The sequence below is a fragment of the Fictibacillus sp. NRS-1165 genome (genome assembly GCF_050468105.1).
In the GTDB taxonomy this organism is placed as follows: domain Bacteria; phylum Bacillota; class Bacilli; order Bacillales; family Fictibacillaceae; genus Fictibacillus_C; species Fictibacillus_C terrinigri.
Genome location: NZ_JBDPNU010000004.1, coordinates 62,033 through 84,743 on the forward strand (window position 1 = coordinate 62,033; position 22,711 = coordinate 84,743).

General features: G+C 44.0%; 26 protein-coding genes. 19 read left to right on the plus strand and 7 right to left on the minus strand.

Translation table 11 applies throughout. The features are described 5' to 3' along the window. Positions 1-168 precede the first annotated feature (168 nt). From ABHN01_RS01560 to ABHN01_RS01590, 7 genes are all read left to right on the plus strand, one after another. Positions 169-2,400 (plus strand): ribonucleoside-diphosphate reductase subunit alpha, encoded by a 2,232-nt coding sequence (locus ABHN01_RS01560; RefSeq protein WP_429874187.1) that lies wholly within the window; start codon positions 169-171, stop codon positions 2,398-2,400. 20 nt (positions 2,401-2,420) lie between these two features. Continuing rightward, complete coding sequence (locus ABHN01_RS01565; RefSeq protein ID WP_429874100.1) at positions 2,421-3,458, plus strand: ribonucleotide-diphosphate reductase subunit beta; 1,038 nt, start codon at positions 2,421-2,423, stop codon at positions 3,456-3,458. 129 nt (positions 3,459-3,587) lie between these two features. Continuing rightward, positions 3,588-3,977 (plus strand): fluoride efflux transporter CrcB, encoded by a 390-nt coding sequence (gene crcB, locus ABHN01_RS01570; protein ID WP_290399914.1) that lies wholly within the window; start codon positions 3,588-3,590, stop codon positions 3,975-3,977. Beyond that, a complete protein-coding gene (gene crcB / locus ABHN01_RS01575) occupies positions 3,974-4,330 on the plus strand; it encodes a fluoride efflux transporter CrcB (RefSeq protein WP_429874101.1) in 357 nt (118 codons plus the stop codon). Before crcB (ABHN01_RS01570) ends, crcB (ABHN01_RS01575) begins: the two co-directional genes overlap by 4 nt. Before the next feature lie 89 nt (positions 4,331-4,419). Continuing rightward, positions 4,420-5,010: a DedA family protein gene (locus ABHN01_RS01580; protein ID WP_429874188.1), complete on the plus strand. Its 591-nt coding sequence runs from the start codon at positions 4,420-4,422 to the stop codon at positions 5,008-5,010. A gap of 91 nt (positions 5,011-5,101) precedes the next feature. Continuing rightward, complete coding sequence (locus ABHN01_RS01585) at positions 5,102-5,284, plus strand: hypothetical protein (protein ID WP_429874102.1); 183 nt, start codon at positions 5,102-5,104, stop codon at positions 5,282-5,284. Positions 5,285-5,361: 77 nt separating this feature from the next. Next, positions 5,362-6,432, plus strand: coding sequence for an NAD(P)H-dependent flavin oxidoreductase (locus tag ABHN01_RS01590; protein WP_429874103.1), 1,071 nt, complete (start codon positions 5,362-5,364; stop codon positions 6,430-6,432). A 42-nt stretch (positions 6,433-6,474) separates the two neighbouring features. Here ABHN01_RS01590 and ABHN01_RS01595 read toward each other — a convergent pair whose 3' ends face one another. From ABHN01_RS01595 to ABHN01_RS01615, 5 genes are all read right to left on the minus strand, one after another. Beyond that, entirely contained in the window at positions 6,475-6,771 is a 297-nt protein-coding gene (locus tag ABHN01_RS01595; RefSeq protein WP_290399909.1) for a DUF948 domain-containing protein, read from the minus strand. A gap of 82 nt (positions 6,772-6,853) precedes the next feature. Beyond that, positions 6,854-7,648: an IucA/IucC family C-terminal-domain containing protein gene (locus ABHN01_RS01600; RefSeq protein WP_429874104.1), complete on the minus strand. Its 795-nt coding sequence runs from the start codon at positions 7,646-7,648 to the stop codon at positions 6,854-6,856. Continuing rightward, positions 7,596-8,417 (minus strand): ABC transporter ATP-binding protein, encoded by an 822-nt coding sequence (locus ABHN01_RS01605; RefSeq protein ID WP_290400437.1) that lies wholly within the window; start codon positions 8,415-8,417, stop codon positions 7,596-7,598. Before ABHN01_RS01605 ends, ABHN01_RS01600 begins: the two co-directional genes overlap by 53 nt. Before the next feature lie 7 nt (positions 8,418-8,424). Then, positions 8,425-9,471 carry a FecCD family ABC transporter permease gene (locus ABHN01_RS01610; RefSeq protein WP_429874105.1) on the minus strand — a complete coding sequence of 349 codons (1,047 nt, stop codon included), beginning with the start codon at positions 9,469-9,471 and terminating at the stop codon, positions 8,425-8,427. Beyond that, the gene (locus tag ABHN01_RS01615; RefSeq protein WP_429874106.1) at positions 9,468-10,475 is read right to left on the minus strand and encodes a FecCD family ABC transporter permease; all 1,008 of its coding nucleotides are present in this window, start codon (positions 10,473-10,475) and stop codon (positions 9,468-9,470) included. Before ABHN01_RS01615 ends, ABHN01_RS01610 begins: the two co-directional genes overlap by 4 nt. A 160-nt stretch (positions 10,476-10,635) precedes the next feature. Here ABHN01_RS01615 and ABHN01_RS01620 point away from each other — a divergent pair, with 160 nt between their 5' ends. The 5 genes from ABHN01_RS01620 to ABHN01_RS01640 all read left to right on the plus strand — a co-directional run bounded on the left by ABHN01_RS01620 (position 10,636) and on the right by ABHN01_RS01640 (position 14,657). Continuing rightward, the gene (locus ABHN01_RS01620) at positions 10,636-11,592 is read left to right on the plus strand and encodes an ABC transporter substrate-binding protein (protein ID WP_429874107.1); all 957 of its coding nucleotides are present in this window, start codon (positions 10,636-10,638) and stop codon (positions 11,590-11,592) included. A 321-nt stretch (positions 11,593-11,913) separates the two neighbouring features. After that, entirely contained in the window at positions 11,914-12,330 is a 417-nt protein-coding gene (locus tag ABHN01_RS01625; RefSeq protein WP_429874108.1) for a DUF1992 domain-containing protein, read from the plus strand. Positions 12,331-12,469: 139 nt separating this feature from the next. Continuing rightward, positions 12,470-13,354 carry a permease gene (locus ABHN01_RS01630; protein ID WP_429874109.1) on the plus strand — a complete coding sequence of 295 codons (885 nt, stop codon included), beginning with the start codon at positions 12,470-12,472 and terminating at the stop codon, positions 13,352-13,354. A gap of 12 nt (positions 13,355-13,366) precedes the next feature. After that, entirely contained in the window at positions 13,367-14,209 is an 843-nt protein-coding gene (locus ABHN01_RS01635) for a TIGR03943 family putative permease subunit (protein WP_429874110.1), read from the plus strand. 130 nt (positions 14,210-14,339) lie between these two features. Next, positions 14,340-14,657, plus strand: a complete 318-nt coding sequence (locus ABHN01_RS01640) for a hypothetical protein (RefSeq protein ID WP_429874111.1) — start codon at positions 14,340-14,342, stop codon at positions 14,655-14,657. Positions 14,658-14,701: 44 nt separating this feature from the next. On the opposite strand, the gene ABHN01_RS01645 is transcribed toward ABHN01_RS01640, so the two are convergent. Together ABHN01_RS01645 and ABHN01_RS01650 are read right to left on the minus strand one after the other, a co-directional pair. After that, on the minus strand, positions 14,702-14,929 hold the full coding sequence (locus tag ABHN01_RS01645; protein ID WP_429874112.1) for a hypothetical protein: 228 nt from the start codon (positions 14,927-14,929) through the stop codon (positions 14,702-14,704). A gap of 68 nt (positions 14,930-14,997) precedes the next feature. Beyond that, entirely contained in the window at positions 14,998-15,630 is a 633-nt protein-coding gene (locus ABHN01_RS01650) for a deoxynucleoside kinase (RefSeq protein ID WP_429874189.1), read from the minus strand. A 204-nt stretch (positions 15,631-15,834) separates the two neighbouring features. Here ABHN01_RS01650 and ABHN01_RS01655 point away from each other — a divergent pair, with 204 nt between their 5' ends. The 7 genes from ABHN01_RS01655 (at position 15,835) to ABHN01_RS01685 (ending at position 22,671) form a co-directional block, all read left to right on the plus strand. After that, positions 15,835-16,458: a DsbA family oxidoreductase gene (locus tag ABHN01_RS01655; RefSeq protein WP_429874113.1), complete on the plus strand. Its 624-nt coding sequence runs from the start codon at positions 15,835-15,837 to the stop codon at positions 16,456-16,458. A gap of 370 nt (positions 16,459-16,828) precedes the next feature. Then, a complete protein-coding gene (locus tag ABHN01_RS01660; protein ID WP_429874114.1) occupies positions 16,829-18,091 on the plus strand; it encodes an MDR family MFS transporter in 1,263 nt (420 codons plus the stop codon). Between the two features lie 15 nt (positions 18,092-18,106). Beyond that, entirely contained in the window at positions 18,107-19,225 is a 1,119-nt protein-coding gene (locus ABHN01_RS01665) for a DUF2268 domain-containing putative Zn-dependent protease (RefSeq protein ID WP_429874115.1), read from the plus strand. A gap of 134 nt (positions 19,226-19,359) precedes the next feature. Then, on the plus strand, positions 19,360-19,758 hold the full coding sequence (locus ABHN01_RS01670) for a transporter (RefSeq protein WP_429874116.1): 399 nt from the start codon (positions 19,360-19,362) through the stop codon (positions 19,756-19,758). A 206-nt stretch (positions 19,759-19,964) separates the two neighbouring features. Further along, positions 19,965-20,813, plus strand: coding sequence for a hypothetical protein (locus ABHN01_RS01675; protein ID WP_429874117.1), 849 nt, complete (start codon positions 19,965-19,967; stop codon positions 20,811-20,813). A gap of 137 nt (positions 20,814-20,950) precedes the next feature. Next, positions 20,951-21,091 carry a hypothetical protein gene (locus tag ABHN01_RS01680; protein ID WP_290399894.1) on the plus strand — a complete coding sequence of 47 codons (141 nt, stop codon included), beginning with the start codon at positions 20,951-20,953 and terminating at the stop codon, positions 21,089-21,091. Between the two features lie 326 nt (positions 21,092-21,417). Continuing rightward, entirely contained in the window at positions 21,418-22,671 is a 1,254-nt protein-coding gene (locus ABHN01_RS01685; RefSeq protein WP_429874118.1) for an ATP-binding protein, read from the plus strand. Positions 22,672-22,711: the final 40 nt, after the last annotated feature.

Sequence of the window (22,711 nt, forward strand, 5' to 3'; positions counted from 1 at the left end):
TGATTCTTCGGGGATTGAGAAGCAGAAACGGCACTGTAATGGCTATTTTTGTTTCTAATAACTCGTGTCGTTTTTAGGCTCATCCACTGGATGGGCCTTTTTAATTTGCAGATGTTTAAAGGAGGAGATGTGACTGTGGTTATTGCAGGCGGAACGGATCATCTTATTATGAAATGGCTGGAAGACATTCTTTTTGACTTTCCACAGCTTAATAAAAAGGAAGAGTATATCGAACAAGTGGGCTATTATGCTGAAAAAGGCGGAGCTCAAGCAGAAGCTATGAATATGGCCATTTTGCATGCCCTCGAACGAATCTCCATACAGGAACCTGATTGGACTTTTGTCGCAGCAAGAATTCACCTGAGAAAACTTTACTCTGAAGCGGTCAAGAACAGGAATACCGAAGGGACAAGGGGATATGGCTCGTTGCAAGGGCTGATTCGTACACTCACAGATAAAGGAATCTATGACGAGAACCTTTTAAGCAGCTATTCTTCGGAAGAAATCGATGAGCTTGAAGCGGAGATCATGCCCCAAAGGGACGAACTTTTTACATATATCGGCCTTCGTACGCTGGGTGACCGTTATCTTGCCAAATCTCATGAAGGCGGAGTGTATGAACTGCCGCAGGAACGTTTTATGATCATCGCGATGTCTTTGATGTCCGGTGAACCATCAGAACGCCGATTGAATCTGGTTAAGGAAGCGTATTGGGCAATGTCAAACTTGTACATGACCGTTGCAACCCCCACCCTTGCTAATGCAGGTAAAAATTATGGCCAGCTGTCCAGCTGCTTCATCGATACGATGGATGACAGCCTGCGGGGGATCTATGATTCTACAACAGATGCAGCAACTCTCTCAAAGGGAGGAGGGGGGATTTCTGTTTACCTCGGAAAAATCAGAAGCCTTGGATCAGAAATCCGTGGATTTAAAGGAAACTCATCGGGCATCATTCCATGGGCGAAGCTGCTGAATCAGACAGCAGTGAGTGTCGATCAGCTTGGACAGCGCAAGGGAGCCATCGCTATTTATTATAATGTGTTCGGCAAGGACCTTTTTTCTTTTCTTGATGCCAAGCTGAATAATGGTGATGAACGGCAGAGGGTTCATGATTTGTTCCTCGGACTCTGCATACCGGATTTATTTATGGAGAAGGCGGAATCGAGAGAAGACTGGTATCTTTTTGATCCGTATACGGTAAAAAAAGTGATGGGGTATGAGCTCGATGATTTCTATGATGAAGAGCCGGGTAAAGGCAGCTTCCGCGCAAAATACGAAGAGTGTGCAGCTGCGGCAGACCGCGGGCTCTTCGGGGAGAAAGGCTCCGGCTATGACGTGGTGCCGGCCATTGAGATCTTTAAAAGAATCATGAAAAGCCAGCTCGAAACGGGGGTACCGTATATGTTTTACAGAGACACGGTCAACCGGGCTAACCCGAATAAGCATGCCGGCATGGTATACTGCAGCAACCTCTGCACCGAGATCGCCCAGAACGGATCGGCGACTACGGTGGAAGAGGAATTCACACAGGACGGAAAAATTGTGATCACAAAAAGCCCTGGAGATTATGTCACATGCAATTTAAGCTCCATTTCATTGGCCAAAGCCGTTAAAGATGAGGTGCTTGAGCGATTGATTCCTATTCAGGTCCGCATGCTGGATAACGTCGTTGATATGAACCAGGAACGGATTGAAGTGAAACAAGCCGTCCTTACAAACAAGAAATACCGTGCAATCGGCTTGGGTACTTTTGGGCTGCATCACCTTTTGGCAGTGGAGGGAATCCGATGGGAGTCAGAGGAGGCCGTATCCTACAATGACCGCCTCTACGAAAAGATCAGCTATTTAAGCATCCGTGCAAGCCATGAACTGGCCAAGGAAAAAGGAGCTTATCCCGCTTTTAAAGGTTCTGAATGGGAAACCGGCGTTTATTTTGAAGACAGGAACTATATAACGGACGAGTGGAAAGTATTAAAACAACAGGTTCAGCAGAACGGTCTGAGGAACGCCTGGCTTATGGCGGTTGCACCTAATGCAACAACGAGCCTGATCGCAAACTCAACGGCATCCGTCGATCCGATTTTTAAAAAAGAATACTCTGAAGAGAAAAAGGATTTTAGAATTCCGGTAACCGCTCCTGATCTTACTCCTCAGACAAACTGGTACTATAAATCCGCATATGAGCTGGATCAGCACTGGAGCATCAGACAGAACGCTGCTAGACAAAAACATGTTGACCAGTCGATTTCGTTTAACTTTTATGTCAAAAATACGATTAAAGCGAAAGAACTTCTCGATCTTCATATGACGGCATGGAAATCAGGCTTGAAGACCACCTACTATACGAGATCAACATCCATTGCAGAATTGGAAGACTGCGAGAGCTGTTCCAGCTAAGAAAGGGACTAGATGAAGAAATGAATACATTGACAGAACGAAAACTATATGATGTGAAAGCACCGAATGCATCTACCGGCTTGATTAACGGACAGAGCTCCAATGTATTAAACTGGGACGACGTGCGTTACGGCTGGGCCTATCCGCTTTATAAAAACATGCTAGCCAATTTTTGGACCCCATTTGAGATCAATATGTCAGGCGATGTGAAACAATACCCGAATCTATCAAGTGAGGAAAAGGAAACATTTAATAAGATCATAGGTCTGCTGGCTTTCCTGGACAGCATTCAAACGGATTACTCTTCGAGGGTTTCAGCCTATCTAACGGATTCCAGCCTTTCCGCTCTCATGACGGTTCTATCCTTTCAGGAGGTCGTGCATAACCAATCCTATTCGTACGTGCTATCAAGCCTGGTCAACAAGCAAAAACAAGATGAAATCTTTGAATACTGGAAGCATGACCCTGTGTTGAGGGAACGGAACGATTTTATAGCGAATGGCTACTTGAAGTTTACAGAAAACCCGACTCCGAAAACTTTTATGGAATCGATCGTTTATGATATCGTCCTGGAAGGCTTAAATTTTTACTCAGGCTTTGCGTTCTTCTATAATCTTGCCCGAAACCAAAAAATGGTCGCCTCCAGCACCATGATCAATTATATTAACCGTGATGAACAGCTCCACGTCAGGCTGTTCTCCAACATTTTCAAGGAATTGCTTAATGAAGTACCAGAATTAAATTCTCTTGAGACGGCCCGGTTCGTTCAGGAAACCTTCAAAAAGGCAGCAGAACTGGAGATACAATGGGGTCAATACATTATCGGAGATCGTTTTCCGGGACTGCGGATGGATGATTTAGAAGCCTACATTAAATTCATGGCGAACAAGCGAGTAAATGAACTTGGAATCGAACGCCCTTTTGAAGGCTTCAGAGAGAACCCTATGAAGTGGATTAAGGCGTATGAAGATGTTGACCATGGAAAGAGCGACTTCTTTGAGCAGAAGCCCCGGCAATATACAAAAGTTTCAGATGCCAACGGCTTTGACGATCTATAACTTAAACGCAAATTGTGTTAATTGAAATAAACATGATAAGATAATATCGGAGATGAAAATAGAGCTCCTGCCGCCTTAGCGGCAGGAGTCTGTTTTGTTTAGATTCAGGAATGGAGAGGACAAGCGCACATGCTTCTTTACATACTGGTAGGGCTGGCAGGAGTGGCTGGAGCCCTTTTAAGATACGGCATTGGACTTTTTTGGGAAGGAAGTTATCCGCTGGATACCTTCGTGATCAACATGGCAGGCTCATTCGCTCTCGGCTGCCTCGCGTTTTGGATTGAAAAAAATGCTAAAGTTCATCCTTATCTAATGGCAGTGGCGGGGACGGGATTCATCGGATCGTTTACTACGTTTTCTACATTCAGTGTAGAAAATATCAAACTGCTTGAAACAGGCCATACAGCAATTGCCGTATTTTATATTCTTTTAAGTTTAATAGGAGGTCTGTTCATGTCATGGCTTGGTTTTGTTCTGGCACGGCGGCCAAGAAAAAGAGGGGAGGGCCGGCGAGCATGATGCAGGCGATGTTAGTAGCAGCGGGCGGCTTCTTTGGAGCCGTTTTCAGGTTTGGCATCGGACAAATGGTAAAAAAAATAACAGAGTCCACGTTTCCGATCGCCACATTGTTTGTGAACTTAACAGGATCCTTCCTTCTTGGCTGGCTCACGAGAGCCCATGCAGATGATTCTATCAGACTGTTTTTTGGCATAGGATTTATGGGGGCGTTTACCACGTTTTCTACTTTTAAACTGGAAAACGTTCATTTTTATCGAAAAAGACAGTGGAAACATCTCATTGCCTATCTGGCGGTCAGTTATACCGGAGGCCTTTTGGCAGCATTCCTTGGTTTTATGATAAACTTCAAGTGACTTTAGCCGGCAGAACGTAAAGCGTGGCTGAATCTGAACGATGGACAAGGGTGACGGGCGATAAATTATATAGAGAGTAGGTATTGGAATTGAAAGAAATGATATTATCACTTTTGGAATGGATAGTGGGGCTAGGACATCTCGGTATTGCTCTCGGTCTTATGATTGAGGTCATTCCGAGTGAACTTATTTTATCTTACGCAGGCTATATGATCTCACAGGGGCATTTAACCTTTGCTGGCTCTGTGATTGCCGGCACGATTGGCGGGACCATTGCTCAGCTCTTTTTATACTGGATGGGCTATTACGGAGGTCGGGCGTTCCTGGAAAGATACGGGAAGTATATTCTCATCAGCCAAAAACAGATTGATCTATCAGAAAAGTGGTTTCAAAAATACGGGAATGGGGTCATCTTTTTTGCCCGGTTTATCCCTGTCGTCCGCCATGCTATTTCTATTCCAGCGGGTATTGCGAAGATGAGATTCACCACATTTACGCTTTACACATTGATTGCGATTATTCCATGGTCCATTTTGTTTATCTACCTGGGAACCACACTGGGCAGCAATTGGGAAGATATTAAAACCATTGCGGCTCCTTATACAAGAGGGATTATGATCGTTGCGATCGTACTGTTGTTCATCGTCGTTTTATTTAAAGTAAAAAAAGGTAAAAAGTAGTTTTCCCATCGATTGAAAAGGCTTCTTAAAGGGGGTCTTTTTCTTTTCCCCGTTTCATACACTAGCGGAAAAAGAGCAGGCAGGTGAAGGCATGGAGGAATGGCAGAGGAATAAAAAAATCAATGAATTGCTGCTGAAAATAAGAGGAAATGCGCAAAAAGAAGAGATCGCTGGATATGTTGTCCGCGCAATGAGGGAATGCGGTTATAGCAACCAAAACATACATCAGGTCCTTGAACACGTATATCGTCAGTTTGACCATATCCATTCGTAAACACGCGGACAGCCAGCGTGTTTTTTGTTACACTCAAACTGGAGTGCATTACTGAAACCAAACAGAGGAGAGGTGCTATGATGAAGCAATCCATCACATCACTGTTCGGCATTCAATATCCAATTGTTCAAGCAGGAATGGCCGGCGGGCCAGCGACTCCTGAGCTTGCTGCAGCCGTTTCGAATGCCGGAGGATTAGGAACTCTTGGAGCGGGTTACATGACCCCTGCTGATCTGGAGGCAGCCATCCATACCATGAAGGAATTAACGAATAAGCCCTGCGCCGTTAACTTGTTCCTTCCTGAAGTGTTCATTGAGGATAGCGTGCGGACGGAGAAAATGCGCAAGCGGCTGGCACCGTTCCGCTCTTCGCTTGGCATGGAACAGGCATCGGCGGAGTCTGGCTATCAGTCTATCTTTCAAGACCAGATTCAAACGGTTCTGGATGCTCAAGTATCCATTGTGAGTTTTACTTTTAACTCACCTTCGACCGAACTTGTCGGCCAACTGAAAGAGCAAGGAATAACGATCATGGCGACTGCAACATCAGTGGAAGAGGCCCGGCAGCTGGAAGCCGAGGGAGTTGACGTTATTTCAGCTCAGGGCAGTGAAGCTGGAGGCCACCGGGGTACGTTTATCGGTGAAGCAGAAGACGCTTTGATTGGATCGATGACTCTCGTTCCCTTGCTCACAGACGCGGTTTCTGTACCTGTCATAGCAGCTGGAGGAATTATGGACGGGCGGGGAATTGCTGCAGCTATGGCACTTGGAGCAAGCGGAGTACAGCTGGGTACGGCCTTTTTAGCTTCAGCTGAAAGCGGCGCTCATCCTCTGCATAAAGATGCGATCTTCCAGGCGAAAGAAACGGATCTGAAACTGACGAAGGCGTTCTCAGGAAAAATGGCCCGAGGCATCAATAATGATTTTATGGAGCAGATGGCAGGAGAAGAAAATCTCCCACCCTATCCCATTCAGAATGCGCTGACTTCGGATATCCGAAAACAGGCGGCAATCCAAGGCAAAAGTGAGTGGATGTCATTATGGGCAGGGCAAGGTGCTCCTATGGCAAAAAGACTGTCGGCCCATGAAATCATGGAAAACCTGGTGAAGGACTACAACCAAGTTATAAGCCGGATGCCCCCTTTTTAACAGCAATGCAGCCGCAGCCCTCAGGTCAGGGCTTGCGGCTGTTTACTTTTTAAACGTTCGGAGGAGTTCTGTTGTCGTACTCTTCAATTCTTTAACAGCTTCTCCAACACTTGTAACGTTTTGCTTTTTGTTATACAAATCATATTTTAGATATTCCGTTTTTTCATTCAGCAAAGCGGTCTGGTTCGTTACATCATTCATTTCTGCCTGCATGAGCTGTGTTGTACGGTTTAAGTTTTCCATCGTCTGCCGGCTCGACTTCATCAGCTTAACGGCATAGACCGCAAGGAAAACTAAGGCAGCAGCGACAACACCGATACTGATATAAATTAAGGCCATGTTCATCCTCCTTTGTTCTCTTAAATAAAGTGATACCCAATATTATTATGATACAAACAAAAGCCGCCTGATATTCAATGGATCAGTCGGCTTCTTTCAGAGGGCATGTCTTGCAGCATGTACCTCCATCTGTTCTGTAGTATAGACAGCACGTCTGCCTTTTTGACATTTCCTTTTCCTCGTATTTTCTGGATGAATTCAAAAAAGGATTGGAGGAGGTTCCGAAATGAAAACCTTCCGCTTCCTGTACGATGAACCGGTAATCTTCTTCCAGCCGCTTTTTTAAATGAGCGGGATGTTCCTCTGATCGCCATGCATCATAAAGCCATGCTATATAGATGAGTGCGTTCTCCCAAAGCATAGCTTTTGAAGCTTTCGTATAAAGGGCCAGATGATCGAGCAGGATGGTGATGTTTTGGGCAAAGATCATTTCGATCACGGAGGAACGCCATCTTTCCCGGTCGCCGGCCATGGAGATACCTTCCAGGTTTTGGAGGGAGAAGGAGGGAAGCCAGCTGTGCTTGTCCAGTTCATCGATAATGATCACGTTTTGGAGCCTCATGTCAAACTGCTTGTTCCTCAAGGAAAGCGCGTAAAGCGAGGAAGTCAGGCAGCAAAAGACATACCGTTTAAAAAACAAAGAGGCAGTGACTCTATCTTCCCGAGATCCTATTTTTTTGGCTGCTTCTTCAATAAAGGAAAGCATATTCTCACGATTCAGTAAGCTTTTCGCTACAAATGCCGCTTTTTCCTTTGAAAAGTGAAATTGAAAGCGGCATTTGTTTTCAAAATAGAGCTTTTCCGACTCGGACCAGCCAATCACATCACGCATATTGAGCTGAGCGGGTACCATGGCCAGCTGTTCGCCCCTTTCCATATGGAATGCACATCGGGGTGCCCAATAAAGGATCATTGACGATTTTACACGGCAGTCTGAAAACGTCAGAAACAAGCTGTTCATCCATAATGTCTTCCGGACGGCCTTGTGCAAAGACGGTGCTATTCTGAATCGCTACAAGATGATGGGCATAGCGGCAGGCTAAATTTAGATCATGAAGAACCATTACAATCGTGCGCTGCTCTTTTTGGTTTAAATCAAAAAGCAGATCAAGAATTTCAATCTGGTGGGTCATATCCAAATACGTAGTCGGTTCATCAAGAAGGATGGTTTCTGTACCCTGTGCAAGCGTCATCGCAATCCAGGCGCGCTGTCTTTGTCCTCCGGATAGCGAATCAACACTTCTCTCTGCAAATTGGAGCATATTGGTCGCTTCAAGTGCATGATAAACAGCTTCCTCGTCCTGTGCCGACCACTGTTTAAGCCAGGACTGATAAGGAAATCTGCCTTGCTTGACGAGCTGAAGGACGGTTAATCCTTCGGGTGCAACAGGCCCCTGTGGAAGTATGGCGAGCTCTTTGGCTACTTGCTTTGTTGAACGCTTGGCGATGTCTTTGCCATTCAATAGGATGGACCCCTCCTCAGGAGAGAGGAGTCGGGCCATCGACCGGAGAAGAGTAGATTTCCCGCAGCCGTTACTGCCGATCAATACGGTGATTTCTCCTTTAGGTATTGCTATTTTTAAATCATTAATCACAGGATTCTTTCCATATGACAATGTCAGTGATTCTGTTCGAATGGACATGATATCGCTCCTAACCATGGTTTTTAAAAAGCAAATAGATAAAATAGGGTGCTCCAATGGCAGCCGTGAACACGCCCGCTGGCACTTCCAACGGTGAAAACAGTGTTCGGCCGGCCAAATCAGCGAGCAGGACCAGAATTGCACCCAAAAAACCCGAAACAGGAAGCATTGCACCGAAGGACGAACCGACCAGCCTTCTGGCAATATGTGGACCAATTAGTCCAACAAAACCGATCGCTCCTGTAAAAGCTACAGCAGAACCTGCAAGTGCTGTACTGATGAGAAGCAGCACAAACCGTCCCTTGTGAACCGAATGCCCTAGACTGGTTGCTACTTCATCGCCCAATTCCTGGATATTCAGCGTTCGGCTAAAAAAGAGCAGAACAGGAACAAGGATGAGAAACCATGGCAAAAGGCTGTTTACATCCTGCCAGTTGGCAGCATAAACGGTTCCGGTCAGCCAGATCGTCGCCTGTGAAGCCGCATAAATCGGGCCCAGGATGATCATGAGGGTAGTGAGTGCCTGTGTAGCGGTCATTAGGCCGACACCGATTAAAATCAGCCGGACTGGAGCTATCCCGCGCTTCCAGGCAAGGATATAGATAAGAGCGGCCATCCCAAACGCGCCCAGAACAGCGGCAACGGGTAAATAACCAATGCTTACTTTCAAGTTGTTGCTTTGATTGCTAAACATCGTGATGAAGGTAACAGCTGCAAAACCTGCTCCTGTTGATATACCGAGCATATCCGGAGATGCAAGAGGGTTTCGGATCACTCCTTGCAATATCGCTCCTGCAAGAGAGAGGGACGCTCCAGCCATAACGGCGATTAAAATTCTGGGAAGTCTGAACTGCTGGATGACGACATCGTTCATACCGGATCCGGTTCCCGTTAAAGATTTAAGCACTTCAAGAGGGGAAATGTACAGCTCACCGATTCCTATGCTGACCGACATGATCCCGGCCATAAAAAGAAAAAGAACGATGGATATGATCAACGCTTTTTTATCAAGTAACATGGAATGACTCTTGGATCTAACGGTTATATACTTGCTCATTTGAATTGTCCTTTTCGTACAATATGAATAAAAAATGGTGTGCCGATTAGTGCGGTCATTACACCAACTGGCACTTCTTCGGGCAAAATGATGTATCTGGCACTGATGTCAGCTGCAATCAACAGTATTCCGCCAAGAAGAGCCGAATACGGAATCACCCAGCGGTGGTCGTTGCCGACGAGATAACGGGCGATATGCGGAACAACAATACCGATAAAACCGATAGGACCGGCAACTGCAACAGAACCCCCAGCCAGAAATACAATAAGCACACCAGCCAGAATTTTAAATACGATTGTACGCTGCCCGAGGCTTTTGGCCACGTCTTCTCCGAGCAGGAAGATATTCAGCTGTCTGAACATGAGCATGGAACCTGCCCATGCGATAAGAAGATAGGGCAGTACAGGATAAAGCCATTCCAGCTTTCTCCCCTGTATGGATCCTGCAAGCCAGAACAGCACTTCCTCAAGCGCTTTTTCATTGGCAACTAGCATTCCTTGAGTGAGAGAAGCAAACATTGCAGCGATAACTGCACCGGCAAGCGTCATTTTTATAGGGGTTAAACCGTTGCGTCCCGCTGATCCCAATAAATACACGGCAAGAGCGGATACAGCAGCTCCTGTAAAAGCGAGCCAGGTGAATTGCTGCAGAGAAGTGATATTGAAAAACGAAACGGCTAAAACAATAAAGAATCCCGCACCCGCATTTAGCCCGAAAATATCGGTTGAAGCGATCGGGTTCCGGGTGATGGCTTGAAGCAATACTCCGGCAAGCGCCAATGACACGCCTACCACTGCACCGATGAGGGCACGAGGCAGACGAGCATTTTGAATGATCAAATGTTCGTTTGATCCATTAAAATGGGTAAACGCCTCGAGCCCTGTTTTCCAGCTCGTGTCTGTATACCCAAGCACCACACTCAATGCCATAAAAACGGTAAGCAGAACCGACCCGGAAAAAAGAAATACTGTTTTGTATTTGTTTGTTTGAATGATCCCGTTCATAATTACCTCAATTATTTGAATTAATTCCAGTTTAGTAAAGGCAGTGTCCCATGTCAATGACTTTGAAAATCATTATCAATTAGTATTGACAAATTCTTTTATTATCAGGTATGATGCTGATTGTAAATGAAAACCATTATCATTTGAAGGGGAGAAAGAAATGAAGACATTAAAGTCTACATATTCGAAGCTGGGAATTATACTTACGATTGTATCTGTCATGCTCTTGGCTGCGTGCGGCGGAACAGGAGAAAAAGAAAAAGCAGGAGATGATTCCAAAGGATACAGCGTCAAGCATGCGATGGGAGCGACCAAAGTAAAAAGTGCTAAGCGTGTTGTTGTATTAACGAATGAAGGAACCGAAGCAGTACTCGCAATGGGGGTTAAACCTGTAGGAGCAGTGAAATCCTGGCTTGGAAACCCTTGGTACGATCATATCAAAGGTGAGATGAAAGGTGTCGAAGTCGTTGGTGATGAAAGCCAGGTAAATCTTGAGAAGATTGCTTCTTTAAAACCGGATCTTATCATCGGTAATAAGATGAGACAGGAAAAAATTTATGATCAATTAAACAAGATTGCTCCGACCGTATTCTCTGAAGATCTTCGAGGCAACTGGAAAAGCAACTTCAAGTTATACTCCAAAGCGTTAAATAAAGAAGAACAAGGAAACAAAGTGATCAGTGATTATGATCAGCGTGTGAAGGAGATCAAGGAAAAAGCGGGCAATAACTTGAACAAAGAGATTTCTATCGTCCGCTTTATGCCAGGAATTTCCCGCATCTATCTGACAAATTCATTCTCTGGGGTAGTTCTTGATCAATTAGGCTTTAAACGCCCTAAAGTAGAAAGCAAAGATGATTTTGTAGCTGAAGTGACAAAAGAACAAATCCCGCAAATGGATGGCGATGAGCTTTTCTACTTCACGTATGAAGTTGGAGATGGCGGAGCAACAAAGCAAGAAAAAGAATGGACAAACGATCCGCTTTGGAAGAACCTGAGCGCTGTAAAAAATGGCCACGTCCACAAGGTGTCCGATGCGATCTGGAATACAGCCGGCGGCGTTAAAGCAGCCAATTTATTGCTCGATGACATCGAAAAATATCTAGTAAAGAAATAGAACTTTTTAAACCCGTGATTGATTTTGATCACGGGTTTTCATTTACTCATTTTGTTTACGTGCGGGTCTGGTTGTTTACCGTCCGTTTTTCCGAGTTTACGATCCGCTTATCCGGGTTTACAGGCGAGTTTTAGCAGTTTACGTGCCAAACACAGCACGTTACATGCTGGACAACGCATCAGCTCAAGCAATCACACCTGCTTATGTTGAACTAGCCTTTCGCTTGTCAATGAAATGTAACATTTTTCCTGAAGTAAGGATGATCTTTAGCGTATCATGAAGATATAGATACATCCTAAAACGGCAGGGAGGTATTATGGTATGAAAGAATACGAGCTGGACAAGGAGCTTCAGAAGAAAGAGATTCTCATGACGGATGAAGACACGGGCTGGTATTACGAAGACCACCTAACTGCGATTGTGAAACGCGCCGAAAAAGAAGGGGTCTTTGATGATCTTAAGGGAAAAGGCAAGCCGTTAGTTCTTGATGACAGCGATCTTACGTACAATCCGGATAAACAGCTGAACAAAATTTTGAAGGAAAACAACATACTGCCCAACTGGGTGAAGCTTGGAAAAGAGATCGAGCAGTTGAAGGAAGAAGTTAAAACGTATACCGTTGAATATAACATTAAAAGAACAGTTGATAAAATTAATAAAAAGGTGACAGCTTTCAATTTATCCTGCCCGCCTTCTGTACAAAAACGCAAAGTTACTGTGAAAGAGTATTTACAGTGAGGAAAACCAAATCGCAGCAACTGCCGGTCATGAGTTAACCGGCGGTTTTTTTTGAATATTTTTATAAAAGGTTATCAATAGACGGTTGAAGCATTTTGCCTTATAGTTACTGCAGAAGGAAAACACCAGGAGGCAAGCTATGCTCTTTTTATCACTGCCGCAATCGTTTTTGCAGATGAATACAATATTTATTTCCATTTTGATAGAGGCGCTGCCCTTTGTGGTTCTCGGTGTTTTTATGGCGGGAATGATACAGATCTTCGTTTCGGAAGAACTGGTGGCAAGGGTCATGCCCAAAAATCCAATTCTTGCTGTATTGTTCGCCTCATTCCTGGGGGCTCTTTTCCCAGCCTGTGAATGCGGCATCGTGCCGATCGTAAGGAGATTGGTTTCCAAAGGGGTGCCCATCTATGCGGGTATTGCTTTTATGCTGACAGGCCCGATTATCAATCCGGTGGTCCTTTTTTCAACGTATGTTGCGTTTGGCAGCAACTGGACGATGCCATTATACCGTGCCGGGGGTGCGCTGGCTGTATCCGTCGTTGTAGGTTTGATTCTGGCTTTCTTTTATAAAGGGGACGGCCTGAAAATCACCACAGGACACCATCATTCCCTTAAAAAGCTTACCGTCAAACAAAAGATTGGAGAAACTTTGAATCATGCTGTAGAAGAGTTTTTTTCCATGGGGAAATATTTAGTGGTTGGTTCATTGATCGCAGCGGCTGTACAGACTTATGTGAAAACATCCACATTATTGGCCATTGGTCAGGGACAAGCTTCATCATCTCTAGTCATGATGGGGCTGGCTTTTGTTCTATCACTTTGTTCAGAGGCAGACGCATTTATTGCATCTTCCTTCAGAAGTACGTTCTCCACCGGTTCGATCGTTGCCTTTCTTGTGTTTGGTCCGATGCTCGATATGAAGAATCTTCTGATGATGCTCGGGACGTTTAAAACAAAACTCGTACTCATTATCGTTACGTCTCTGTCTGTCGTCGTGTTTCTATATTCTTTGCTGTTCTAAGGAGGTGGCACTATGATTAGAGGATATCTTTTAATGGGTTTTACATTTTTAATCATGCAGCTTCATGCATCAGGTAACATAAGCAAGTACATTAATATGAAATACTCGTACCTGTCATTCAGTGTCATGTTTGCCCTGGCGCTCCTGACCATTGTGCAGTTTCGCAATGCTGTGAAGAACGATGGGAAAACCGACAGCTGTGATTGCTGTGACCACAGCCATTCCGTGGAAGATACATGGTATAAAAAGCTTTTCGTATATTCCATCTTTGCGTTTCCTGTGATTACAGGTATCTTTCTTCCTGTTGCGACGATGGATTCTAACATTGTAAAAGCGAAAGGTTTTCACTTTCCTGTAAATCAGGAATCGAAAGGTGATCCGTATGCCCAAAATCAATTTTTGCGTCCGGATACAAGCGTTTATTATGGCAAGGATGCCTATGATAAATTGATGCGAAAAGAAAAAAAGAAATATTCCAATTACGATACGCTTACCTTAAACGATACAAATTATCTGAAGGGCATGGAGACCATCTATAATTATCCGGGTGATTTCGACGACAAGAACATCTCATTTAAAGGGTTTGTGTATAATGATCCTGATACGAAAAAAAACCAGCTGTTCGTTTTCCGTTTCGGAATTATTCATTGTGTAGCGGATTCCGGTGTCTTTGGTATGATGGTGGAGATGCCCAATGGTGTTAAATTGAAAAATGATGAATGGATTACGGTAAAAGGCAAGATTTCGGAAATTTATTATCAGCCGTTTAAGACAAATATTCCTTATGTAAAAGTCGATTCATGGTCAAAAACAAATGCGCCGAAAGAACAATATGTGTATCGGGGCAATAATTGATCACAAGAGACACGGACCTGAAAAGGTTCGTGTTTTTAATTAGGACGAAAACAGGAGCGATTGCCCTTTTCTTTATGAATGTTTTTTTCGTTATGAAACAAGCTATAGGAAAAGGGAAGGAGTGTTCAATATGGACAAGCAGCCGTATTATGTAAACGTTGAAACAGGTGAGGTACATAGTGATAAGACCGCATCCGGTTTTCAGTTCGAAATAAGGGCGACAGCCGAGGAAGTCAGCCGGCTCACCAAACTTTTCAGAGAGTGTGACGAAGCAGCCACCGATACCTTTTTAAGGACCCATGTTCCATACGTTCCCTATCATAATGACTCTGATAACGATCGCTACGATCAAACATTAAAGGATATTTATCAGTTCATTCATGATCATGGACAGCCTTTGACGAAGGAACATATTGAATCGATGGCGATTCTGGACGAACGCCAATAAAAAAAGCTGCCCAGTTCAAACAAGCTGCTGAGCGGCTTTTCTTATCATAAATACATGAAGTATGCGGCGTAAATGATGATGATGACAGCGATTGTAAAGAAGACCAGCAGCCAGAGCACTGGGTTAAGGACGACTGTATGTCTAGCAATCGCAGCATTCACATTACCATCGGCTGCATTTTTTGTCCGTTTCGATTGCAGTACTTTCCATGTCCAGATCAATCCGACAGTGCATAGGATGAGGCCTGAAACCATGAGAATCCATAATAACATGAAAGTTCAGCTCCTTGCTTTTTGGGATTGTTTCTAGTTTTTTAAAAGGAGGAGCTGATTATACATGGTTAAACGGTTACAGGCTCGAGCGAGATTAGTTTTTCTTTTACTAGAGCCAGAACTTTCTCCGCATCCGCTTTGTTGTGGACATCATATTTTTTGCTTTCGATGATGAGGACGGGTGTTTTAGTATAATTTTTTATCCACTCTTTGTACTTGCCATGGAGGGTTTGGTAATATTCCAGCAGTTCAGGATGGTTTTCTATCTGTTCATAATCACGGCCGCGGTACTTAATCCTGCTTAATGCAGTATCCAAATCACTGTCTAAATAAATCAGCAGGTCGGGCCGCTGCTTTGGGGAAGCACTGGTTTCATTCATTAACGTTTCCAATAGGTCGACATACGTTTCAAATTCCAGTTTGGTCATATTCCCGGCTTCATAATTCAGTTCTGCAAAGATTAAATCTTCATAAAGGCTGCGGTCAAGAACATGGTTCTGATCAGAGATTGCCTGCCGTATCGTTTTAAAGCGTGTATTTAAAAAGTAAATCTGAAGCGGGAAAGCCCACCGTTTTGGATTTACATAATAGTCAGGCAAAATGGGGTTATCGCCCACACTCTCGTAATATACCTGGCCTCCGAGAGATTCACTGATCAGCTCAGCGAATGTTGTTTTGCCAGTTCCTATCATTCCAGCCATTAAAATCACTAAATAAGCCCCCTGTATGTATCCATTTCTTTTTATGTAGAGTTAGTCGTCTATATATAGCGCTATAAAAGCAAACACTTTCTAAATATATCACTTTTGCTGAAAGCTGAATAGTACATTTCTGGCGGCTGCTTTGCTATTATAATAGAAAGAGTATGTTTTCCTTATCGATTAACATCAAGGAAGGTGTGTATCATGACCATCAAACTAAAAGTGTACTCTGATTATACTTGCCCTTATTGCTACTTGGCAGAAACAGCAATCGAGAGAGCAGCCGAATACAAGGATGTTAGTGTGGAATGGAAGCCGTTTGAAGTACACCCAGATCCTTCTCACCATAAAACAGTCAGAGAATGGAGCAGGGACTGGGAAGCTGCTGTCTTTCCCCATGCCAGAGAGCTGGGAAAAGAAATAATGGTTCCGGACCTCCCGTCATTACCTAATACAAGCTTAGCTCATATAGGGTTTATATATGCAAAAGAACGAGCCAAAGATAAATTGTATTCTCAGCTCGTTTTTTCCGCTTTTTTTAAACAAGGCAAGGATATTGGCAATAAGGAAGTATTAGTGCAGATAGCTGCACAAACTGGACTGGATCGGACCGGATTTCTTCAAGCGCTTTCTTCTAAGGGATATAAAGAAAAGCTAGAACGGGAACTTCAGGAGGCGAGAGCGGATCAAATTACAGGAGCGCCTACGATTGTGATCGGGGAGCGTGTTTTGAAAGGGCTCTATCCTCAGGCGGCGATCGAGAAAGCGATTCGATGCACAATCCGTGATCAAAAAATGCAATTCTGCGAAGGTGACGAATGCCATTAGAGAATTGACCAAAAAAGAGCCTCACAGGTATGGCCTGTGAGGCTCTTTTTTCATTCTACGATGAAAAAGGGGGTTGATAGGGATGAGTACAATATATCAAACCTGAAATAGAATTGAGGGAATGTGTGATTTTTTTGATATGAATATGAAACTTCACGAAAAATAGAGTTTCAGGCGATCATCGCCGATAAAATAGACAGAAAATAAAAAAAGCCTTGGTCAGAGGCTTTTTTTACTCTACTATTCTAAAAAAGGGGGGTTACACTTTATTAGACGAATCCAGTCTGAAAAAGTTTCACATAAAATAAAAAAGATAGGTAAAGTTTCTTAGTCATGTTAAATTAAATAAAAAAGATTCGGGGTAGGGAAGATGCGCAAATCATTTTATCAACAATGGCATCCCATTGTGACCACCATTATAATGGGTACTTTTTTCTCGCGAGCCGCTTTTTTTATGACGATGCCTTTTTTGGCGATTTTTTTATACAAGGAAAAAGGGATCGATCCTCAGACTGTAGGTTTGATCATCGGGGTAAGTGCACTCACAGGCACCTTTGGCGGTTTCATCGGCGGTTATTTATCTGATCGGATCGGCAGGTTCCCGGTCATGATTATTGCGATCTTCTCTTGGGGCGGTGTTTTCGCAGGGTTTGCCCTGGCTGACGGAGTTTGGAGCTTCTTTGCACTGAATTGCATTAACGGGCTGTGCCGGTCATGGTTTGAACCCATCTCACGGGCATTATTGGCAGATGTGACCACAAAAGAAAACCGGCTGAGTGTGTTTAATGCCCGGTATTTCTCCATTAATGCAGGTGCCGCAATCGGGCCCGTGGCAGGTACATATTTAGGAAGTTCATCCTCGATGTCGGCCTTTTTTATTACTTCCGCTGTTTATTTTCTATACGCTGTGATTGTACTGCTGCTGATGAGAAAATACAAAGCAAGACTGCAGCCCCAGCAAGAGAATAAGCTGACCGTCAAGGAAGCCGTAAGTGTCATCAGCAGGGATAAAGTGCTGCTGTATTTTCTTCTTGGAAATATCGCCGTACTGATGGCTCAATCTCAGATGGACTCCACGCTCGCCCAATATATGGGCAGCTCTCCACACTTCCATGACGGGGTGAAGTTATTTTCATATCTAATTGTTACAAATGCAGTGACGGTCCTAATCCTGCAGTACCCGGTGACAAATTATGTAAAGAGGTTTGATCCGATGTTTGCCCTGCGGATTGGAAGTGCCGCTTTCAGTCTGGCCTTGCTAGGTTTTGGGTTATCGGCAAACTGGCTATTCCTTGTTCTCTCCATGGTTGTATTGACGCTCGGGGAAATCATTGTGTTTGTCATCAGTGATGTGTTGCTGGACGACTTGGCACCCGATCATATGAGGGGAACATACTTTGGATCCATGTCTTTCCGCTCCATCGGCTTCAGTGCGGGGCCATGGATCGGGGGGCTTTTGCTGAAAACATTTGGTTTTGACCATGGTTTTTATGTATTTGGGTGTTTGACCCTCCTCTCCCTCCTCGCCTTGCCGTTCTTTCAGCTGGGGCAAAAAGTGAAGGAGAAGAACAAACTGGAAAGTCAGCGCACTTCAACTTTTGCCAGAAGGCAGGGAACCATTGAATCGAAGTGATAGGAGGCAAATAAAATGGACATTATCAAAGCACTACTCTCCTTTTTATGCCGAATAGCACTAATGATTGCAGGGTTGTTCATCCTTTATCTGTGGCTGCATGCAACAGCGGGGATTCTATTAGCCGTATTTGTTCTGGCTGTTTGTTTTATTTGGTTTATGCACGGATTCCTGGGGCTGATCGGCGGTTTACGGGACAAACGTAAAGAAGCATCGCAGATGGGTTTGGCCCTTGGAGCAGGTCTGGCCTGTTCCCTTCTTTCTCTGGCGAATTATTCCTTCTACTCCTTTTTGCAAGGAACAACGATCAATGCCCAAATTAAAAAGGAATATTACCAGGAAGCGCTCATTTCCAACTATGAATCTCTGCAGCGGAGAATGAGATATCTATCCATGACCCGGCACATGGATGAAAAGAATGTGGAGATATATTACCCGGATAAAGATTCCATCTATGCAAAGGAAGTTATGAAGCAAAGGCAGGCGGTAGACAATGCAGCACGGAAAGTTCTGCCCTTTCATCATGTCCCAAAAGTCAGAGTGATCCTTTATCATAACCCATTGATCATGAAGCAAAATTTGCCCCCCAACCATTATGAATCGTTAAGTGGAATGTATGTCCCCAAAGAGATGACCATTCATCTCCTCGTACCGTCCGAATCGGGAGAACATACAGAAAGTATAAAAAAGCTGTTCGCGCACGAGTATGCCCACCATCTTATTATTTCGTATCTAACGGAAAAAGGAAAAGATAACCGCGATGTTCCGAGGTGGTTTGAAGAGGGGTTAGCTGAATATATCAGCTATAAGAGCATTGGCCGAGACCAGATATTCAGCCCGTTCGAACTGGTTCCCTTTGAACAATTGAGTTCCGTCAACGGTTGGGAAAAAGCAACCAGAATAAATTCACCATATCGCCCTTATGAGCAGAGTTACTTCGCCATCGATCAGCTTCTTCATGATTACGGAAGACCAGCTGTTACAAAGCTTTTAACCAATGAAGACCTGGAGCCTTTTTCCCGTTTTTTTGAGAAGCAGACAGGAAATACATTAGCCTTTTTTCAAGCCAGATTTTTAAAGGATGAAAACGACATCTATCGGTTAAACATCAAGAAGGAATTCTTAAACCGGTAATAAATGCGACTTGTAAAATTCGGTATCATGCATGGATTTGGGAGAACAAACTTCCTTGTCGATAGCCCGATGCCTATACACACAGGACAATGGTGCATAGGATGGTAGAGTAATACAGGAAGGGAGTTGAGAATTTGAACGAAAGGCAATTTCAGTTTCCTTCTTTCCCTGGGGGACAGAGCAGCCAGCAGTTTCCGTCCTTTCCGGGAGGTCAGGGAGGCCAGCAGTTCCCAGATTTCCCTGGCGGCCAGCAGCAAGCGGGAATGTATCCGCCAGGGCCTCCGCCCTCTACAACACCCCAGGCATCTCCTGCAATGCTATCCGGACAGCCGGGAACTTTTGCTGTTGATCCGGGTGCAATCAGGCCTTGTTTGTACCGGTATGTTTTCATCTGGCTGAACAACGGTCAAGGATTCTGGGCATGGCTTACGTTTGCGGGATTCCAGTCAATTGCAGGTTTTCGGTGGAACGGTATCAGATGGCACTACTTTGGCATGGACACCAACCGCATTGCAAGCTTTGTCTGTACGTGACTCAGAGAAAGCCGCTTTTTCGGCTTTCTTTTCTTTTGAAATAAATTAAACACAATCTACATAACGACCGATATAAAAAAAACTGGAAAATAGCGGATGAGACTAAGGCGTTGTAACGAATATTAGTCCAGCACGTCTAACTCTATGAAGTGATAAAATTGACAAATAAAATTTGGATAGCAGGGCTGTGTGCAGGGAGTCTCCTCTTGGGAGCAGCGGGCTGCAGTGCCGGTACAACCGAAAAAAATGATGCGGCCCCGTCTGTAACACATAAAGTGGCAAAAGAACAAGAGGACTCGGGCCAGCCGGCTGAAGCAAAGGTTCAAACGATCACCGATGAAGGAATCTATACAAAGCAGCTGAATGAACATACGATCGAGCTGCATACCAATTCAAACGGAACGCTTCAGCTGCTGCTTGCTGATGCAGCCAAGGAAGCGATTAAAACAATTAAAACAGGCTCCACCGTTTCAGTTTCTTTTCAATTAAATAATAAACAATACACAGCAGAGACGATCAAGCTGATGATGGAACCTAAGGAACAGCCTGCCCAGTCAAAGCCTCAGCCGGATTCAAGCGCTTTGCCAAAAACAAAAATGCTTACTGTGAATGTTGAAGGGGAAGAAGATCAACGAGCGGGCAAATTGGCTGAAAGTGATCAAGGCTACTACTTATACAAACTTGATGACTTTGATTTTACGGCAGAGGAGCCGGGAAGAGATCTCTTATACTCTCAGATGGATGAAGAATATTTTGTGAGAATCGAGCCTGTGACTGATGATGCGAGCTTGACAGATGTTAAATCCATAGGGGTAAAAGAGTTAGAAGCTGTCGGAAAACCAGAAGAAGTAAAGGGAACTGACGTTAGCGATTCGTTTGCTCGGTCAAAATTTGTTCTAAGAGCAGATTCCGATGAACTCATTAAATATATCATCGTCCAGGAGGAAGACGGACATTTAGTAAAATATACCGTCCATCTCCCTGTGCGTGAACCTATTGAAGGAATACAGCCGTCGTTCTGGTCAATGCTGGGCTCTCTGGCGTTTGAAAAGTAAGATAGTATGAAGAAAAGAGCATGGGATCATGCTCTTTTTTAAGTACAAGTTTTCAGAAAAGGTGTCCTATTTTTGGATGGTGCATATATTGTTTATTATCCTTAAAAAAGTTTCCTTAAGGAAAAAGGAGGGAAAACATGAATTGGAGCAGCAAGCTTTCCTTAAAAAAAGTTGAACACTATACCCGGTTTCTTCACCGGTTAGGCGTTTTTAATGAGGGTGATAAGAACGAGATCCTGGATAAAATCGTTCAGTATAAACAGAGAAAAACGTTTTAATTCGTCATCCTTAGACAGACACAAACACAGAGTCATAAGAATAGGTTGTAAGAAACATTGAGAGGGGAGATCCATATGGGTCAATGGATGTTTCAATTCTTCCTAGCTCTTTTGGCCATCGTCTGTTTTACTGTCTATTATTTCGTACCTCATGCCAGCAATTATTTCTACATCCTATCTTTTGCGAGCAGTATTCTTTTGATGTTTCTGACTTACAGGCAAGGAAGGAAACATTCCCATTGAGACTGCAAACTTTGTCAAAAAAGAGAAGGGAAACAGGGAATGCTGAAGAATCTATATATTACCGGAGAGGAGGTTATACATGAATGATAGAGCATATGATCATAAATTTAGTGGTTGTCCTCATTCCGTTAATATCACTCCAGTTTGTACTGTTTGAAAAAAATACTGCGGCTAAACATCCGGGAGCCACTGTAATGTTCCATATAAGCAATGCCGCAGTAATTATTGTCTGTATGACCTTCCCTGTTGATTTTTCGGCAGGTGTTTTTTTCGATCTTCGATACATACCGTTAATCATCAGCTTTCTCTATGGGGGGATCGCCCCCGGATGCCTGACCGCCGTTCTATTAATCGGTTACCGTTTGCTCCTGGGAGGCGATGGCATGATTACTGCCATTCTCTTTGCAGTTGTCGCAGGGATTGTAACGATCATCCAGTTTCAATCGTATCACTTGCTGCCTCTCAAAAAAAAGTTGAAGAAAATAACAGGTTTGTCAATGGGAATTACCCTTTCGAAGCTTCTTTTTCTATTCCTTTATCTGGCATTCACTGATGTTATCAGTTGGGACCTGAAAAAGGCTGCGATTTACATAGGTTACCCTTTACTCCAAACTGCCGTGCTGGTCGTGGTTATAACCTTAATTGAAAATATCCGGCATGCACTCCACTTTCAGCTTCAGCAATCAGAAATGCTGAATTCAGTAGGGCAGCTCGCTGCTTCTGTTACCCATGAAGTCCGAAATCCTATGGCTGTAGCGCGGGGCTTTATGCAGATTTTTCAAAAGGAAAAATACATACCTGAAGATAAAAAGATTTTCTTAAACATGATGATTGAAGAAATTGACAGGGCTCAGATGATCATCTCCGATTATTTGTCTCTCGTTAAAACCAACTCTTCGCGGATTGAACGGCTCAATGTTTCTGAGTTATTATCCTCGCTAAAAAGCGTCATGTTTCCATTTGCCCTGCTGAAAGGTGTAGATCTTGTTCAAAAACCGGCAGATAATGTCCATGTGGTAGGAGATCCAGTAAAGGTAAAACAAATCTTAATGAACATCATTAAGAATGGTATTGAGGCAACACCTGAGGGAGGAACGGTGACCCTTTCTGCTTTTATGGAAGAAAAAGAAGCAATTATACATATATCAGACACAGGGATCGGAATGGCGAGAGAACAGCTGAAGAAACTGGGGAATCCATTTTTCACAACGAAATCAAGCGGGACCGGGTTAGGGCTTATGGCGAGCTATCGAATGGCGGCCGAAATGAACGGAAGGATTGAGGCCACAAGCGAAATTGGGAAAGGCACCCATTTTAAAATTATTTTTCCAAAATAAAAAGGATCGGCCGAATGGCCGGTCCTTAAAATTTATGTTG

Bases quoted from the DNA above. Each gene is read 5' to 3' on its own strand.
- ABHN01_RS01620 (WP_429874107.1), top strand. From the start codon at position 10,636: ATGAAGACATTAAAGTCTACATATTCGAAGCTGGGAATTATACTTACG.
- ABHN01_RS01615 (WP_429874106.1), bottom strand. From the start codon at position 10,475: ATGAACGGGATCATTCAAACAAACAAATACAAAACAGTATTTCTTTTT.
- ABHN01_RS01655 (WP_429874113.1), top strand. From the start codon at position 15,835: ATGACCATCAAACTAAAAGTGTACTCTGATTATACTTGCCCTTATTGC.
- ABHN01_RS01665 (WP_429874115.1), top strand. From the start codon at position 18,107: ATGGACATTATCAAAGCACTACTCTCCTTTTTATGCCGAATAGCACTA.
- ABHN01_RS01650 (WP_429874189.1), bottom strand. From the start codon at position 15,630: ATGGCTGGAATGATAGGAACTGGCAAAACAACATTCGCTGAGCTGATC.
- ABHN01_RS01600 (WP_429874104.1), bottom strand. From the start codon at position 7,648: ATGGAAAGGGGCGAACAGCTGGCCATGGTACCCGCTCAGCTCAATATG.
- ABHN01_RS01660 (WP_429874114.1), top strand. From the start codon at position 16,829: ATGCGCAAATCATTTTATCAACAATGGCATCCCATTGTGACCACCATT.
- ABHN01_RS01630 (WP_429874109.1), top strand. From the start codon at position 12,470: ATGCTCTTTTTATCACTGCCGCAATCGTTTTTGCAGATGAATACAATA.
- ABHN01_RS01610 (WP_429874105.1), bottom strand. From the start codon at position 9,471: ATGAGCAAGTATATAACCGTTAGATCCAAGAGTCATTCCATGTTACTT.
- ABHN01_RS01560 (WP_429874187.1), top strand. From the start codon at position 169: ATGAAATGGCTGGAAGACATTCTTTTTGACTTTCCACAGCTTAATAAA.
- ABHN01_RS01685 (WP_429874118.1), top strand. From the start codon at position 21,418: ATGATAGAGCATATGATCATAAATTTAGTGGTTGTCCTCATTCCGTTA.
- ABHN01_RS01595 (WP_290399909.1), bottom strand. From the start codon at position 6,771: ATGGCCTTAATTTATATCAGTATCGGTGTTGTCGCTGCTGCCTTAGTT.
- ABHN01_RS01640 (WP_429874111.1), top strand. From the start codon at position 14,340: ATGGACAAGCAGCCGTATTATGTAAACGTTGAAACAGGTGAGGTACAT.
- ABHN01_RS01590 (WP_429874103.1), top strand. From the start codon at position 5,362: ATGATGAAGCAATCCATCACATCACTGTTCGGCATTCAATATCCAATT.
- ABHN01_RS01645 (WP_429874112.1), bottom strand. From the start codon at position 14,929: ATGTTATTATGGATTCTCATGGTTTCAGGCCTCATCCTATGCACTGTC.
- ABHN01_RS01625 (WP_429874108.1), top strand. From the start codon at position 11,914: ATGAAAGAATACGAGCTGGACAAGGAGCTTCAGAAGAAAGAGATTCTC.
- crcB (WP_290399914.1), top strand. From the start codon at position 3,588: ATGCTTCTTTACATACTGGTAGGGCTGGCAGGAGTGGCTGGAGCCCTT.
- crcB (WP_429874101.1), top strand. From the start codon at position 3,974: ATGATGCAGGCGATGTTAGTAGCAGCGGGCGGCTTCTTTGGAGCCGTT.
- ABHN01_RS01565 (WP_429874100.1), top strand. From the start codon at position 2,421: ATGAATACATTGACAGAACGAAAACTATATGATGTGAAAGCACCGAAT.
- ABHN01_RS01635 (WP_429874110.1), top strand. From the start codon at position 13,367: ATGATTAGAGGATATCTTTTAATGGGTTTTACATTTTTAATCATGCAG.
- ABHN01_RS01680 (WP_290399894.1), top strand. From the start codon at position 20,951: ATGAATTGGAGCAGCAAGCTTTCCTTAAAAAAAGTTGAACACTATACC.
- ABHN01_RS01585 (WP_429874102.1), top strand. From the start codon at position 5,102: ATGGAGGAATGGCAGAGGAATAAAAAAATCAATGAATTGCTGCTGAAA.